This window comes from Pseudomonas sp. YJ42 (assembly GCF_047225135.1).
Taxonomy (GTDB): Bacteria; Pseudomonadota; Gammaproteobacteria; order Pseudomonadales; family Pseudomonadaceae; genus Stutzerimonas; species Stutzerimonas stutzeri_E.
On the sequence record NZ_CP178378.1, the window covers coordinates 3,337,929 to 3,352,859 of the forward strand.

12 protein-coding genes are annotated in these 14,931 nt (G+C 63.2%); 10 read left to right on the forward strand and 2 right to left on the reverse strand.

Features of this window, described 5'->3' with window-relative positions; all coding sequences use genetic code 11:
* Positions 1-6: 6 nt before the first annotated feature.
* A complete protein-coding gene (locus tag ACL0K2_RS15375; RefSeq protein WP_413042961.1) occupies positions 7-2,565 on the reverse strand; it encodes a CHASE domain-containing protein in 2,559 nt (852 codons plus the stop codon).
* Positions 2,566-2,773: 208 nt separating this feature from the next.
* Positions 2,774-3,484, reverse strand: a complete 711-nt coding sequence (mtgA, locus tag ACL0K2_RS15380) for a monofunctional biosynthetic peptidoglycan transglycosylase (RefSeq protein ID WP_045164024.1) — start codon at positions 3,482-3,484, stop codon at positions 2,774-2,776.
* Between the two features lie 69 nt (positions 3,485-3,553).
* Between mtgA and ACL0K2_RS15385 the strand changes: the two genes are divergently transcribed.
* The 10 genes from ACL0K2_RS15385 (at position 3,554) to hutH (ending at position 14,929) form a co-directional block, all read left to right on the forward strand.
* The gene (locus ACL0K2_RS15385; RefSeq protein ID WP_413042962.1) at positions 3,554-3,928 is read left to right on the forward strand and encodes a DUF423 domain-containing protein; all 375 of its coding nucleotides are present in this window, start codon (positions 3,554-3,556) and stop codon (positions 3,926-3,928) included.
* A 93-nt stretch (positions 3,929-4,021) separates the two neighbouring features.
* The gene (gene thiS, locus ACL0K2_RS15390; RefSeq protein ID WP_045164373.1) at positions 4,022-4,222 is read left to right on the forward strand and encodes a sulfur carrier protein ThiS; all 201 of its coding nucleotides are present in this window, start codon (positions 4,022-4,024) and stop codon (positions 4,220-4,222) included.
* Between the two features lie 84 nt (positions 4,223-4,306).
* Complete coding sequence (locus tag ACL0K2_RS15395) at positions 4,307-5,101, forward strand: thiazole synthase (RefSeq protein WP_045164022.1); 795 nt, start codon at positions 4,307-4,309, stop codon at positions 5,099-5,101.
* 101 nt (positions 5,102-5,202) lie between these two features.
* Complete coding sequence (gene trmB, locus ACL0K2_RS15400; RefSeq protein WP_239611592.1) at positions 5,203-5,874, forward strand: tRNA (guanosine(46)-N7)-methyltransferase TrmB; 672 nt, start codon at positions 5,203-5,205, stop codon at positions 5,872-5,874.
* Between the two features lie 171 nt (positions 5,875-6,045).
* Positions 6,046-7,383 (forward strand): DUF1329 domain-containing protein, encoded by a 1,338-nt coding sequence (locus ACL0K2_RS15405; protein WP_045164020.1) that lies wholly within the window; start codon positions 6,046-6,048, stop codon positions 7,381-7,383.
* Positions 7,384-8,029: 646 nt separating this feature from the next.
* Positions 8,030-9,268, forward strand: a complete 1,239-nt coding sequence (hutI, locus tag ACL0K2_RS15410) for an imidazolonepropionase (RefSeq protein ID WP_045164019.1) — start codon at positions 8,030-8,032, stop codon at positions 9,266-9,268.
* Positions 9,258-10,256 (forward strand): formimidoylglutamase, encoded by a 999-nt coding sequence (gene hutG, locus ACL0K2_RS15415; protein ID WP_413042963.1) that lies wholly within the window; start codon positions 9,258-9,260, stop codon positions 10,254-10,256. Before hutI ends, hutG begins: the two co-directional genes overlap by 11 nt.
* A gap of 92 nt (positions 10,257-10,348) precedes the next feature.
* A complete protein-coding gene (locus ACL0K2_RS15420) occupies positions 10,349-11,674 on the forward strand; it encodes a YjiH family protein (protein WP_413042964.1) in 1,326 nt (441 codons plus the stop codon).
* A gap of 37 nt (positions 11,675-11,711) precedes the next feature.
* On the forward strand, positions 11,712-13,394 hold the full coding sequence (gene hutU, locus ACL0K2_RS15425; RefSeq protein ID WP_045164015.1) for a urocanate hydratase: 1,683 nt from the start codon (positions 11,712-11,714) through the stop codon (positions 13,392-13,394).
* Complete coding sequence (hutH, locus tag ACL0K2_RS15430) at positions 13,391-14,929, forward strand: histidine ammonia-lyase (protein WP_413042965.1); 1,539 nt, start codon at positions 13,391-13,393, stop codon at positions 14,927-14,929. The genes hutU and hutH overlap by 4 nt, the downstream gene beginning before the upstream one ends.
* Positions 14,930-14,931: the final 2 nt, after the last annotated feature.

A 14,931-nucleotide genomic window follows, 5' to 3' on the forward strand; every position in this document is an offset into this window, starting at 1 on the left:
TGCGACTCAGGGAAGATGCCTGGAGCTTTCCAGGGTATCGGTGAGTGCGATCAACAATTGCGCCGCACTGATGGGTTTGTGTAGCCATGTGATGCCGGTGTCGTAGTCGTTCTGCTCGAACTGGCTGGCCGCTGAAATAACGATGATCGGCAAATCCTGCGTATCGGGGTTGGCGCGTACCTCGTCGATCATCTCGCGGCCGCTACCGTCGGGCAGATGCAAGTCGAGTGTCATCGCCTCGTAACGGGTGCTGGCGAGCTTGATCCGTGCCGCATGCAGGCTCTGCACGCGATCGACCGCATATCCGGCGTCACGTAGCATCAGGTGCAGCAGTCGGCCGGTATCCGGCTCGTCCTCGATCACCAGCAGGCGAGGCTGACCTTGATCGGTTGCCAACGTGGTCGATTCGACTATCGGCAGCTCGCACCAGAAGGTCGTGCCGCGACCCTCCGCCGTATCGAAGCCGACCCGCCCTCCCATGCGCTCGATGAATTCCTTGGTAATGGCGAGTCCCAGTCCGGTGCCGCCTTTCTGGCGACTGTCGGAAGCGTCCGCCTGCGCGAATTTTTCGAACACCCGAGACTGGAAGCTGGGTGGAATGCCCGGGCCTTGGTCGGTCACGTTGATGCGCACGTGACCGGTATCGGACAGGCTGCAATCGAGGACCACTTCGCCACCTTCGGGTGTGTACTTGATGGCGTTCGACAGGAAGTTGGTCAGCACCTGCTGCAGGCGCAAGCCATCGACCCAGACGTTGACCTGCACCGGATCGCGCAGTACGCAATTCACCCCGAAATGCGCGGCGAAGGCCTGGTTGCTGGCCAGGGCTTCTTCCAGTAATCGGCAGAGCGAGTGCTCGCGCATATCGAAGGACATCTTGCCGGCGGCGATTTTTTCCATATCCAGCAAATCGTTGATCAGGTAGCCCAGGCGCAGGCTGTTGCGATGAGCGATTTCCAGCATCTGCTGCACCGCTGGCGGAACCTCGCCCATCGCGCCGCCAGTGACCAGGCCCAGGGCACCGCTGATGGAGGTCAACGGGGTGCGCAGCTCGTGGCTAACGGTGGAGACGAACTCATCTTTCATTTGTTCGATGCGCTTATGCTCGGTCAGGTCCATGCTGGTGCCGCTGATACGCAGCGGCTGGCCATCCCGATTACGTTGAATGTAGCCACGGATCAGGACCGGTATCAGCTTGCCGCTCTTGTGCTGAAAGCGCAGCTCGGTGGTGAAGTGGTCGACCGCCGAAAGCATGGTTTGCGCCAATTGCTTCTTCGCCTGCGGTAAGTCCTCCGGCGCCATGATCCGTTCCCAGAGTTTCAGATCCGAATGCAACTCGCCGGGGCGATAGCCGAGCATGTGCCAGGCGCGTGGTGACGCGTAGAAAGTTCCCGCATCCAGGTTCATGTCCCAGAGGCCGTCGTTACTGCCCTTGAGGGCGAGGCTGAGACGCTCTTCGCTGAGCTGCAGGGCGCGTTTGTTTTCCCTTATGTGTTCGGTCATTTGTTGGGCCAGCGCCTCGGCACGTCTGCGCCTGAGCGTTAGCGAGGAGGTGAGGAAGAACAGCAGGATACTCAGGCCAGCGCCAAGGCCAATCACCAGCTCGTTGCTGACCTTAAAGAACGCGTCGAACTCCGGTAGGCTCTCCAGGCGCAAGGTCCATGTCTGCCCATACAGATCGAGCCGCACGATTTGGCTGTGTTGAGCAGAGTCGCTTCTGGCCTGATTCCTACTGGCGAAGATCAGGTGCTCGGGCAATTCGTCATCCCCGGCATAAATACGCAGGCTCAGGTTCGGATCGGCTGCGCCGAGAATGCCGCGCATCAGGTCATCCATTCGGTAAGGGCTGTAGACGAACCCCTTGAGTGCCTGCAACCGCTGCTGGGGCGAGCGAATTGTTTCGTCAGGCTGGTACAGCGGTACGTACATGAGAATGCCGGCCTGCGTCTTGCCGTGGGTTTCCTGACGTAACCTGACCTTTCCGGTGATATGGGGTTGTCCGGATTTAGCCGCCTGGAGCATGGCGTGTCGACGCACCGGTTCGGTGAACATGTCATAGCCAAAGGCAGCCAGGTTGCGATCGCGGAAGGGGTCTAGATAGACGATCGGCGTGTGCAGCGAGGCGTTTTCGTCGAGTGGATGTACGTCGTATTCGGTGAAGCCTTCGCTGCGAACGCTCTGGATATGCGCCTCGAGACCCTCGGAACGTACCGCCTCGGCAAACCCCACTCCCTGGATGCCGGGATAGTGCTCGGCCAGGTGCAGGCGCTGATTGTAGGCGCGCCACTGCGCTCGCGAGACCGTATCGCTGACATCGAACAGCCCGGCGGCGCCGAGCAGGACCTGTTCGTGGTCAATCATGCGTTTGCCAATGGCTTCGGTGGTAGTGCGTACGAGAAAGTCGAATTGCTGGGCCGCAGCGCGACCCTCTTTCAACTTGAGTTGCTGAAGAATGGCCAGCTGGACCAGCAGGGTGAACGCCAGAACGAGCCAGGCGACGCTGTTGCGTCGGTGGAAGAGTTGTCGCACCTTGTTCGGGGGTGCTTTGGTTGCGGTTACGCTCATGCTCTCGCTGCCGTGCGTTCAGTGCGAATGGCGAGAAGACGACTGCACGTCTGCCGACGACCTCCTACATACGGGGCGTGATCCCGCATCTCGCAACATGGTGGTTGCAGCTTACTCGCTGCGATGGCGCACTGCCATAACGCTCCGTCAGACCGCTTCGCCTGAGGTCCTGCGCAAGACGGTGGTTCGTTGGGCACCGATGACCTTGTCAGCGCTGCTTGGCTGTCTGTAGCTGATTCAGATAATGGCTGCCGCCCAGCTGACGCATTTGCTGACGAATCCAGCTGGCACGTCGACGGACATGCGGGCCGGGGCGCCCTGCGCTCCACTCGCGAGGATTGGGCAGCACGGCGGCCAGCTGGCTGGCCTGGGCGGTGGACAGATAGGCCGCGCCTTTACCGAAGTGATGCTGCGCCGCCGCCTCGGCACCGAAAATGCCGTTGCCCCATTCGACACTGTTCAGATAGACCTCCAGGATGCGTTGCTTCGGCCATAGCAGCTCGATCCAGGCGGTGAACCAGACTTCGAAGCCTTTGCGCACCCAGCTGCGTCCGGACCAGAGGAACAGATTTTTCGCGACCTGCTGGCTCAGGGTGCTGGCGCCACGTAGCGAGCCGCCTTGTTCGTTGTGTGCGAATGCGGCGCGGATGGCGGCGATATCGAAGCCCCAATGATCGGCGAACTTCTGATCTTCGGCAGCGATCACGGCCATTTTCAGATCATCCGGCAGCACCTTCCAGGGCCGCCAGCTGCGTTGCAGGTCGATGCTGTCGTCGCTGATCCAGGATTCGATCTTGCGTTCGACCATGAGTGCTGTGAAAGGCGGTGGAACCCAGCGCAGCACCAGTACCAGCAGCACGGAAAGCGCGGTCAGCCAGAGCAGCAGTTTGGTGAGGCGGCGCAGCAGAGCTCGGAGCATGGGCGTGGTCGGGGGCGGGGTGAACGGGCATTATAACGGCGTCGTCCACTCCTGACTGGAAGCGCCTGAATGATTCGCCTATTCCTTCTGCTCGCTGCGTTCTTCGGACTGACCGGTGTGGCGCTCGGCGCCTTCGCCGCGCATGGCTTGAAAAGCCGCCTCGGCGCCGATTACCTCGCGGTATTTCAGACCGGCGTGCACTACCAGTTATTTCACGCCCTGGCGTTGTTCGGGGTGGCCTTGCTCGCCTTGCATGCACCGAGCCGTCTGTTGGTCGCAGCGGGTGGCTTGTTTGCGCTTGGCGTTCTGTTGTTCTCCGGCAGCCTGTATCTCCTGGCCCTGACGGGTATCGGCAAGCTGGGCATCATCACGCCGTTCGGCGGCACGGCATTTCTGGCCGGGTGGATCTGCCTGATGCTGGCCGCCTGGAATCTCCGCGCCTGATCGCCGAGAGAGATGAATGGCAGCGCTCGTCGCCTTGGTGCGCCGAGGCGATCGGGCTAGAATGCGGACCCTTTGGCAATGGTGGCGATCCCTATGCACATCCAGTTGAACGGCGAGCGCTACGAGCTACCTGACGGTCAGTCGGTGGCCGATCTGCTGCAGCGTCTGGAACTGACTGGGCGCCGGCTGGCGGTCGAACTCAATCGCGACATTGTGCCGCGCAGCCTGCATGCCACGACAGTATTGGTCGAAGGCGACCGGGTCGAAGTCGTGCATGCCATTGGCGGCGGTTGAGGAGGCCGCTACCTCGATAATTCCGGACGTCGCCCGTGCAGCGGCGTACTTCTTCGCTTCATTACAGATGAACAGGATGGTCGCATGAGCCCAGTTCCGCACGACAAACCCTTCACACTTGCCGGCCGCACTTATCAGTCGCGCCTGCTGGTGGGTACCGGCAAGTACAAGGATCTCGACGAGACCCGCGCCGCCATCGAAGCATCCGGCGCCGAGATCGTCACCGTCGCGGTGCGCCGCACCAACATCGGCCAGAACCCGGGCGAGCCCAATTTGCTCGACGTCATCTCGCCAGACCGTTACACCATTCTGCCGAACACCGCCGGTTGCTACGACGCCGATGAAGCGGTACGTACCTGTCGGCTGGCCCGCGAGCTGCTCGACGGCCACAACCTGGTCAAGCTCGAAGTGCTGGCCGACCAGAAAACACTGTTCCCCAACGTCATCGAAACCCTGAAAGCCGCCGAAGTGCTGGTCAAGGACGGCTTCGACGTGATGGTCTACACCAGCGACGACCCGATCATTGCCCGCCAGCTGGCCGACATGGGCTGCATCGCGGTAATGCCGCTGGCCGGACTGATCGGCACCGGTCTGGGGATCTGCAATCCCTACAACCTGCGGATCATTCTCGAAGAAGCCAAAGTGCCGGTGCTGGTCGATGCTGGCGTAGGTACGGCCTCGGACGCCACCATTGCCATGGAGCTGGGCTGCGAGGCGGTCCTGATGAACAGCGCCATCGCTCATGCGCAGAACCCGGTATTGATGGCCGAAGCCATGAAATACGCGATCGATGCAGGCCGCCTGGCCTATCTTGCCGGGCGTATGCCGAAGAAACTCTATGCCAGCGCCTCTTCGCCTCTGGAAGGCCTGATCCGCTAATTTCCATTCCCATTACCGGCCACGTGCTCGCGCGGCCGGTGCTTGTTATCTGCAGGTTTTCCATGAGTGAGACTACCTCCCCGGCCGAGGGCCAACGGCGCATGCGTACCATCAAGAGTTTCGTGATGCGTGCCGGGCGCATGACCGAAGGTCAGCAGCGAGGCCTCGATCAGGGCTGGCCGCGGTTCGGTCTGGAGCTGGCCGACGGCCCGCGCGACTTCGATCAGGTGTTCGGCCGGCAGGCGCCACGGACCTTCGAAATCGGCTTTGGCATGGGGCATTCCACGCTGGAAATGGCGGCGGCGGCACCCGAGCAGGATTTCATCGGGGTTGAGGTGCATTCGCCAGGCGTTGGCGCGCTGCTAAACGGGCTTGTGTCACAAAACCTGACGAACGTGCGGGTTTACAGTTGCGATGCGCTTGAAGTGCTGCGTGAATGCGTTCCCGACGCCAGCCTGGACCGGGTCTTGCTGTTCTTTCCCGATCCTTGGCACAAAAGTCGCCACCACAAGCGGCGCATCGTCCAGCCGGCATTCGCCGAACTGGTGCGGCAAAAACTCAAGATCGGTGGTGTGTTGCACATGGCAACCGACTGGGAAGCTTATGCCGAGCACATGCTCGAGGTCATGAGCATCGCGCCTGGCTATCGCAACCAGGCGGTAAACGGGCAGTACGTCGAGCGTCCACAAGAGCGCCCGACGACCAAGTTCGAACGCCGGGGCGAGCGCCTCGGTCACGGGGTCTGGGACCTCAAGTTCGAACGCGTCGACTGACCGAGAGTGGGCGTTACAGCGCCCATCAGGGCCGTACCACGCGGTCTCAGGAAAATCTGACAAGAGCGGAGCGCCAGGAAGCGCGATCCCCCAACGCACAACTAATAGAGCCCTGTCTTTTGGCAGAGGCCGTCGTCTGCCGCGTCCGTTGCGCGGCAAGGAGCAAAAGCGATGTACAGAAAATTTGGAGTTCTGCTGCTGGCGGCCTGGGTGAGCCAGGCCCACGCCAAGGTGGATGACGCTCAGGCTGCTCGTCTGGGACAGGATCTGACCCCGCTGGGCGCCGAGCAGTCGGCCAATGCCAGCGGCAGCATCCCGGCATGGACCGGTGGTGTACAGGCGCCCGCCAACTACTCGAGCGGAATGCACCACCCGGACCCCTATGCCGCCGACCCGGTGCTGTACCGGGTCGATAGCAGCAATGTCGCGCAATACGCCGCGCTTTTGCCCGAAGGTCTCCGAGCATTGGTTGAGCGCTATCCGGACTTCTATTTGCGTGTGTTCCCGACACGTCGCAGTGCCGCGGCTCCGCAGCGCATCTATGACGAGACGCGCGCCAATGCCGTCGCTGCTGAGCTGATCGCCAACGGCAACGGCATCAAGGGGGCTGTCGCCGGCATCCCGTTCCCGCTGCCCCAGGACGGCATGGAAGTGATCTGGAATCACATCCTTCATTACAAGGGTGAGCAGACCCACATGATCAACAACCAGGCCGTGGTGATCAACGGCAGAGCTAACCTGATCAAACGGGATCGGCACATCTACTACGTCTACAACCGCGAGGGCATGAACAAGACGCAGCTGGACAACACGCTGCTCTACTACAAGTACCGGGTCACCGCTCCAGCAAAGCTCTCCGGGACCTCGCTGGTGGTGCAGGATCCGATCGACCAGGTACTGTCGATCCGCAAGGCTTGGCGCTACAGCCCGAGCGACCGCCGCGTACGGCGCCTGCCCTCGCTGGCCTATGATTCGCTGCAGCCGGATACCAGCGGGTTGGCCACGGCGGATGTGGTGGACACGTTCAACGGCGCGCCTGACCGTTATGAATGGAAGCTGATTGGCAAACGGGAAATGCTGATTCCCTACAACAGCTATGCCGTGCACCAGCAGGGCATACCCTACGACTCGATTGTGGGTGCACGTACCCTGAACCCCGAGCTGCTGCGCTACGAGCAGCACCGCGTGTGGATCGTCGAGGCGACGCTGCGCAAGGGCTTCAATCATCCGTATGCCATGCGTCGCTTCTACATCGATGAGGACAGCTGGCAGATTCTGGCAGTCGATCTGTTCGATCAGGATGCCGAACTGATCGGCCTGCAGGAAAGCCATCCGATCAGCTACTACGAAGTCCCCATGTTTGGCAGCACCCTGGAAACCTTGTACCACCTCAAGGATGGCAACTACTTCGTCGATGGCCTGGATAACAACGAGCCGATGTACGACTTCAGCGCCCAGATGGGGCCGCGAGACTTCTCTCCTGCAGCGCTGCGCCGCGGCGCCAACTGAGCGCTGCGCCCGGCCAGGTGTCTGCGCCGCCTGGCCGAGCCCTGGCTAACCTGGCCAGGGCTGTCTTTTCGAGGGCTGCTGGCACCTTCGCTGCCAGCTCTTCGAGCCTGATCCGTAGCCATCTGCCTGTTGAATACGCTGCCTGGTCCCGGCGAGCGTTCTAATCACCGCGTTGCCGTTGCCGTTGCCGTTGCCGTTGCCGTTGCCGTTGCCGTTGCCGTTGCGGGTCGGCACCTGCGTCGTGCTCGTCCAGCGGCAGAGTGGCATAGCGCAGCGGCACTTGCCGACCCCGAGGGCGCAGTGCCTCGGTAGTTTCTGTGCGCCTGTCATACTCGAACCGCCCGGCCGTTCCGAAGCCACAGGCCGGCAACCTGCGCGAACAGCTACAGCGTTTCTCTGTGGCTGCCACCGACGATTGGCACGTCTGCTGGCTGGGAGCGAGCCACGCTGCCAACATCTTCCCGACGCGCTGTCGATACCGGCTACGCCGGTCGCTTATATGTATATACATTAAGAGGGGGGTTGAGCAGCCGGCCCATCGGATATAAGCGCAAGCATCTGGCAAATAAAAGCACTAAGAGCGCTTGACCGAACAAACTGTCATTTCCTATTGTATATACAATAAGACAGCCAGAGGTCGCCTACGATGCCTTCCACTCCTGACAAACGCCTGCTATGGCGCGCCGTAAGCGTATTCGACGGTATTCAGACCCTGCCCCAGCCGATGGCAGTGATGGTAGAGGCCGGTCGCGTCACGCTTGTGGTGACCATGTCCGAGTTGGATGAGGCGCAGGTCGCCGGCGCATTGGAAGTGGGCTGCGGGGGCGTGATGACGCCCGGTCTGATCGATTGCCACAGTCATCTGGTCTATGCCGGCAACCGCGCCGATGAGTTCGAGCAGCGCCTGGAAGGGGTCGACTACGCTGAAATTGCCAAGGCGGGCGGAGGCATTCTCAGCACCGTGCGTGCCACCCGCGCCGCCAGCGAGGCGCAACTGCTGGCCCAAAGCCTGCCTCGGCTGCAGGCGCTGCTGGCCGATGGCGTGACCACCGTCGAAATTAAATCCGGTTACGGCCTGACGACCGCCGACGAGCTGAAAATGCTGCGTGTGGCGCGCCGACTCGGTGAACAGCTGCCGGTACGAATCACCACGACCTTACTCGCGGCGCATGCGTTGCCACCGGAATTCGCCGATGACAGCGATGGCTACATCGACCTGGTCTGCAACGAGATCATTCCAGCGGCCGCGGCCGAGGGGTTGGCCGATGCGGTGGACGTGTTCTGCGAACACATCGGCTTCAGCCCGGCCCAGTGCGAGCGGGTATTCGTGGCGGCTCAAGCTCAGGGGCTGCCGGTCAAGGCACATGCCGAGCAGCTGTCCAACCAGGGCGCCAGCGCCCTCGCGGCGCGCTATCGAGGGCTCTCGGCCGACCATATCGAGTTTCTCGACGAGGCCGGGGTGCAAGCCATGGCGGCCGCCGGTACGGTTGCGACCCTGCTGCCGGGCGCCTACCACACGCTACGCGAAACCCAACTGCCGCCCATCGCGCTGCTGCGCCAGTACGGGGTGGCGATGGCGGTGGCCGGCGATGCCAACCCTGGAACCGCGCCAATCTGTTTTCCTACCCTGAACCTGAATCTTGCCTGCACGCTGTTTCGCCTGACGCCGCGAGAGGCGCTGGCCGGCATGACCGCACATGCCGCGCAAGCGCTGGGCACACCTGAGCTCGGGCGTATCGCCGTTGGTGCGCCAGCCGATCTGTGTCTGTGGGATGTCCAGACGCCAGCCGAGCTGGCGTACGCGGTACAGCCGGGACGCCTGCGCCAGCGCATCTTTGGCGGTGTTGTCAGCTACGACAAGGAGGCCGCTCGTGATGCACGCTGATCGCCACTCGATGGAGCCCTGGCAAGGCCGCGTTGACCCGGAAGCGGACAGCGCGCGCTGGCACCAGCGCATTCAACCGCTCGCCGGCGACAGCGTACTGGGCCTGGCCTTGCTCGGCTTTGCCAGCGACGAAGGCGTGCGGCGCAATCATGGCCGAGTCGGTGCGGCAAACGGCCCCTTGGCGATTCGCAAGGCGCTGGCCAATCTGGCCTGGCACCGCAGCGGACCGGCCTACGATGCGGGTGACGTGGTCTGTGCCGATGGCGAACTGGAAGCGGCGCAGGCTCGTCTGGGTAGCAATGTCTGCGCATTGCTCGATGCGGGTCATCTGCCGATCGTTCTTGGCGGTGGCCATGAAGTGGCGTTCGGTAGCTGGCAGGGCCTTGCTGGGCATCTGGGCGGTGGTCAATCCGAGCAGCGCTCTCCAGCGATGGCCGTCCCACGGAGGGCCGCCCCGCGGAGGGCCGCCCCACGCATAGGCATCATCAATTTCGACGCGCACTTCGACCTGCGTGATCCGGCCCATGTGCAATCTTCCGGCACGCCGTTCGCGCAGATCGCCGAGCAATGCGAGTTACGTGGTTGGCCTTTCGCTTATGCCTGTATCGGCGTCAGCCGGGCCAGCAATACCCGGGCGCTGTTTCAGCGCGCCGCCGAACTGCAGGTTTTGGTGCGCGAGGACCGCGACATCAGCGAAGCCAGCCTGGCCTCGCTGGGCGCGGATCTGGATCGTTTCATCGCCGGTTGCGACGCCGTCTACCTGACCATCGATATCGACGTGCTGCCCGCCTGCGAAGCACCTGGGGTCAGCGCACCGGCCGCGCGCGGCGTGTCCCTGGCACTGCTCGAGCCGTTGCTCGAGCGCATCCGTGACAGCGGCAAGCTACGGCTGGCCGATCTCGCCGAGCTCAACCCCGAGCATGACATCGACAACCGCACCGCGCGGCTGGCGGCGCGGCTGATTCACCTGCTGTCCCTGACCGGCTGAGCCCACTCCAGCCATTTCTCTGACAAAAACAATTACAGAGGAACATTCGATGATGCTTTGCAGCGTTCGAGCGCTTTGCCGGGAGCACCGCCATGTCTGACCCGGCTACCACTCTCGCCAATGTTTCGCGGGCTCGTGCACTGGCCCGTTTGCTCGGCTACAGCCTGATCGGATTGCTGGTGTTTTTCGTGCCGTTCGATATCGATGGCCGTTCGACCATCCTGCTCGACCACAGCGCCAGCGCCTTGCTCGCCCATGCGCGTCCGCTGGTTGTCGCCATCGCCCTGGGGTTCCTGTTCTACGGCGTGTTGCAGCCCTGGCTCAGCGGCAGCTGGCGCGGCGACCTGACCCGCACGGTGTTCAGCGTGCTCAAGGTGTTCGGCCTGCTGATCGGTGTGGGCTATCTGCTTGGTATCGGTCCAGAGGCGCTCTACCAACCGGGCATGCTGCCGTTTCTGTTCGACAAGCTGGTGCTCAGCCTGGCGCTGATCGTGCCGCTCGGCGCGCTGGCGCTGGTATTTCTGATCGGCTTCGGCCTGCTGGAATTGGTCGGCGTGCTGATGCAGCCGGTCATGCGACCGATCTGGCGCACCCCGGGCAAGTCGGCGATCGATGCGGTGGCCTCGTTCGTCGGCAGCTACTCGGTGGGCCTGCTGATCACCGACCGCATGTACCGCCAGGGCCATTACAGCGTGCGCGAGGCGGCGATCATCGCCACCGGCTTCTCCACGGTATCGGCGCCCTTCATGGTGATCATCGCCAAGACCCTCGGCCTGATGGACATCTGGAACCTGTATTTCTGGAGCGCGATGCTGGTGACCTTCAGCGTCACCGCGGTCAGCGCACGGATCTACCCGCTGTCGCGCCTGCCATCCGAGAGCCGTGTCGAGCCGCCGCTGCCGGCCGGGGAAAGCCGTATCGCCGGTGCCTGGCGCGCCGGCCTCGAACAGGCGGCCCATGCGCCGTCGTTGCCGAGCGCGCTGCGGGAGACCTTCATCGATGGTCTGCGCATGATCGCGGCGATTCTGCCGAGCATTCTCGCGGTGGGCCTGCTCGGCTTGCTCGCTGCCCAGTACACCCCGCTGTTCGATGCCATCGGCGTGCTGCTGTATCCGCTGACCTGGTTGTTCGGCCTCGACCAGCCGATGAAGGTGGCCGGTGCGATTTCCTCGGGCCTGGCGGAAATGTTCCTTCCGGCGATGTTGCTGAAGGATGCCGACGTGCTGGTCAAATTCGTCACCGCGATCGTATCGGTGAGCAGCGTCCTGTTCCTGTCCGCCTCGATCCCCTGCGTGCTCGCGACACGAATCCCCCTGCGTTTGCGCGACCTGTTGCTGGTCTGGCTGCAACGCACCCTGTTGAGCCTGGCATTCAGCATTCCGCTGGCCCACCTGGCGCATTACCTGGGCTGGCTGTAACGCCTGCCGTTTCCGAATTTGTAGAGAGGAGCCTGAAATGACCCGTTTCCGCGACACCGAAATCCGCGCCGCCCGCGGTACCAGCCTGACCGCCAAGAGCTGGCTGACCGAAGCGCCGTTGCGCTTGCTGATGAACAACCTCGACCCGGAAGTGGCCGAGAATCCCAAGGAGCTGGTGGTGTATGGCGGCATTGGCCGCGCCGCGCGCAACTGGGAATGCTTCGACAAGATCGTCGAGGTGCTGACCCGCCTGGAAGACAACCAGACCCTGTTGATCCAGTCGGGCAAGCCGGTCGGCGTATTCGAAACCCACAAGGACGCGCCGCGGGTGCTGCTGGCCAATTCCAATCTGGTGCCGCATTGGGCGAATTGGGAGCATTTCAACGAACTGGATCGCAAGGGCCTGGCCATGTACGGCCAGATGACCGCCGGCAGCTGGATCTACATCGGCAGCCAGGGCATCGTTCAGGGCACCTATGAAACGTTCGTCGAGGCCGGCCGCCAGCACTATGACGGCGACCTCAAGGGCCGCTGGGTACTGACCGCCGGCCTGGGCGGTATGGGCGGCGCGCAGCCATTGGCCGCGACCCTGGCCGGTGCTTGCTCGCTGAACATCGAGTGTCAGCAAAGCCGTATCGATTTCCGCCTGAAGACCCGCTACGTCGATGAGCAGGCCAACGACCTCGACGATGCCCTGGCGCGCATCGACAAATACACTGGTGAAGGCAAGGCGATCTCCATCGCGCTATGTGGCAACGCCGCGGAAATCCTTCCGGAGCTGGTGCGCCGCGGCGTGCGCCCGGACATGGTGACCGACCAGACCAGCGCCCACGATCCGCGCCACGGTTATCTGCCGGCCGGCTGGAGCTGGGACGAGTACGTCGCCCGCGGCAAGACCGAAGAAGAGGTGGTGGTCAAGGCCGCGCGTCAGTCCATGGCCGTCCACGTGCGGGCCATGCTGGACTTCCAGAAGATGGGCGTGCCGACCTTCGACTACGGCAACAACATTCGCCAGATGGCATTGGAGGAGGGCGTCGACAACGCGTTCGACTTCCCCGGTTTCGTCCCGGCCTACATCCGCCCGCTGTTCTGTCAGGGCATCGGCCCGTTCCGCTGGGTAGCGCTGTCCGGCGACCCCGAGGACATCTACAAGACCGACGCCAAGGTCAAGGAGCTGATTCCCGACGACGCGCATCTGCACAACTGGCTGGACATGGCCCGCGAGCGCATCAGCTTCCAAGGTTTGCCGGCACGCATCTGTTGGGTCGGCCTGAAAGACCGCGCACGCCTGGCGCAGGCGTTCAACGACATGGTCGCCAATGGCGAATTGAAAGCACCCATCGTGATCGGCCGCGATCACCTGGATTCCGGCTCGGTAGCCAGCCCCAACCGCGAAACCGAGGCGATGCAGGACGGTTCCGACGCGGTCTCCGATTGGCCGCTGCTCAATGCTCTGCTGAACACCGCGGGCGGCGCCACCTGGGTATCGTTGCACCATGGCGGGGGCGTCGGCATGGGCTATTCGCAGCACGCCGGGGTGGTTATCGTGGCTGACGGTACGCCAGAGGCTCGGGCCCGTCTCGGACGGGTATTGCGCAACGATCCGGGGACCGGGGTGATGCGTCACGCCGACGCCGGTTATGACATCGCCATTCATTGCGCACGCGAGCAAGGACTCGACCTTCCAATGATCGCCGCTACCCAAGGAGCCAACGCATGAGCCTGTTCAATCTGATTCCGGGCCAACTGACCCTGGGCCAGTTGCGCGCCGCCTACCACGACCCGCTCAAGCTCCGCCTGGACGACAGTGCCCACACCGCCATCGAGGCCAGCGTCGCCTGCGTCAACGCGATCATCAGCGAGGGCCGCACCGCCTACGGCATCAATACCGGTTTCGGTCTGCTGGCCTCGACCCGTATCGCCAGCGAAGACCTGGAAAAGCTGCAGCGTTCGCTGGTGCTGTCGCATGCCGCCGGCATCGGCGAGCCGCTGGATGACGCCATGGTGCGGCTGGTCATGCTGCTCAAGGTCAACAGTCTGGCGCGTGGCTTTTCCGGCATCCGCCTCAGTGTCATCGAGGCGCTGATCGCCCTGATCAATGCCGAGGTCTATCCGCATATTCCGCTCAAGGGGTCGGTCGGGGCTTCCGGTGATCTGGCGCCGTTGGCGCACATGTCGCTGGTACTGCTCGGTGAAGGTCGAGCGCGTTACCAGGGCCAGTGGCTACCGGCGCGGGAGGCCCTGGCCATCGCCGGCCTCGAGCCCATGACCCTGGCCGCCAAGGAAGGCCTGGCGCTGCTCAACGGCACCCAGGTTTCCACCGCCTACGCCTTGCGTGGTCTGTTCGAAGCCGAGGACCTGTTCGCCGCAGCCACGGTCTGCGGCAGTCTGACCGTCGAGGCGGCACTGGGCTCGCGGGCACCCTTCGATGCACGCATCCATGCCGCTCGCGGTCAGCGCGGGCAGATCGATGCGGCTAACGCGTATCGCCACCTGCTTGGCGACAGCAGCGAAGTTGGCCATTCCCATCAGGGCTGCGACAAGGTTCAGGATCCGTACTCGCTACGCTGCCAGCCGCAGGTCATGGGTGCCTGCCTGACTCAGCTGCGCCAGGCCGCAGACGTGCTGGCGGTGGAAGCCAATGCGGTCTCCGACAATCCGCTGGTGTTCGCCGCCGAGGGCGATGTGATCTCCGGTGGCAACTTCCATGCGGAACCGGTGGCCATGGCCGCCGATAATATCGCCCTGGCGATTGCCGAAATCGGCGCGCTGAGCGAGCGGCGCATTTCGCTGATGATGGACAAGCACATGTCGCAGCTGCCCCCGTTCCTGGTGGCCAACGGCGGGGTCAACTCCGGTTTCATGATTGCCCAAGTCACCGCCGCGGCCCTGGCCAGCGAGAACAAGGCTTTGGCGCACCCGCACAGCGTCGACAGCCTGCCAACCTCGGCCAACCAGGAAGATCATGTCTCCATGGCGCCGGCGGCGGGCAAGCGGCTGTGGGAGATGGCGGCCAATACCCGGGGTGTCCTGGCCATCGAGTGGCTGGGTGCCTGCCAGGGGCTGGACTTTCGCGAGGGGCTGAAAAGCTCGTCGTTGCTCGAACGGGCGCGCCAGGTGCTGCGGGCCAAGGTGCCTTACTACGTGGAAGACCGCTTCTTCGCGCCGGACATCGCGGCGGCCGATGCGCTGCTCGCCGAGCGCGTGCTCAACCCGCTGATGCCGAGCGGAATGCTGCCTTCGTTTAATCCATAACG

Excerpts from the sequence above, each read along its gene's own strand:
- ACL0K2_RS15375 (WP_413042961.1), bottom strand. The coding sequence starts at position 2,565 with ATGAGCGTAACCGCAACCAAAGCACCCCCGAACAAGGTGCGACAACTC.
- ACL0K2_RS15420 (WP_413042964.1), top strand. The coding sequence starts at position 10,349 with ATGTCTGACCCGGCTACCACTCTCGCCAATGTTTCGCGGGCTCGTGCA.
- ACL0K2_RS15385 (WP_413042962.1), top strand. The coding sequence starts at position 3,554 with ATGATTCGCCTATTCCTTCTGCTCGCTGCGTTCTTCGGACTGACCGGT.
- trmB (WP_239611592.1), top strand. The coding sequence starts at position 5,203 with ATGCGTACCATCAAGAGTTTCGTGATGCGTGCCGGGCGCATGACCGAA.
- mtgA (WP_045164024.1), bottom strand. The coding sequence starts at position 3,484 with ATGCTCCGAGCTCTGCTGCGCCGCCTCACCAAACTGCTGCTCTGGCTG.
- ACL0K2_RS15395 (WP_045164022.1), top strand. The coding sequence starts at position 4,307 with ATGAGCCCAGTTCCGCACGACAAACCCTTCACACTTGCCGGCCGCACT.
- thiS (WP_045164373.1), top strand. The coding sequence starts at position 4,022 with ATGCACATCCAGTTGAACGGCGAGCGCTACGAGCTACCTGACGGTCAG.
- hutU (WP_045164015.1), top strand. The coding sequence starts at position 11,712 with ATGACCCGTTTCCGCGACACCGAAATCCGCGCCGCCCGCGGTACCAGC.
- hutG (WP_413042963.1), top strand. The coding sequence starts at position 9,258 with ATGCACGCTGATCGCCACTCGATGGAGCCCTGGCAAGGCCGCGTTGAC.
- ACL0K2_RS15405 (WP_045164020.1), top strand. The coding sequence starts at position 6,046 with ATGTACAGAAAATTTGGAGTTCTGCTGCTGGCGGCCTGGGTGAGCCAG.
- hutH (WP_413042965.1), top strand. The coding sequence starts at position 13,391 with ATGAGCCTGTTCAATCTGATTCCGGGCCAACTGACCCTGGGCCAGTTG.
- hutI (WP_045164019.1), top strand. The coding sequence starts at position 8,030 with ATGCCTTCCACTCCTGACAAACGCCTGCTATGGCGCGCCGTAAGCGTA.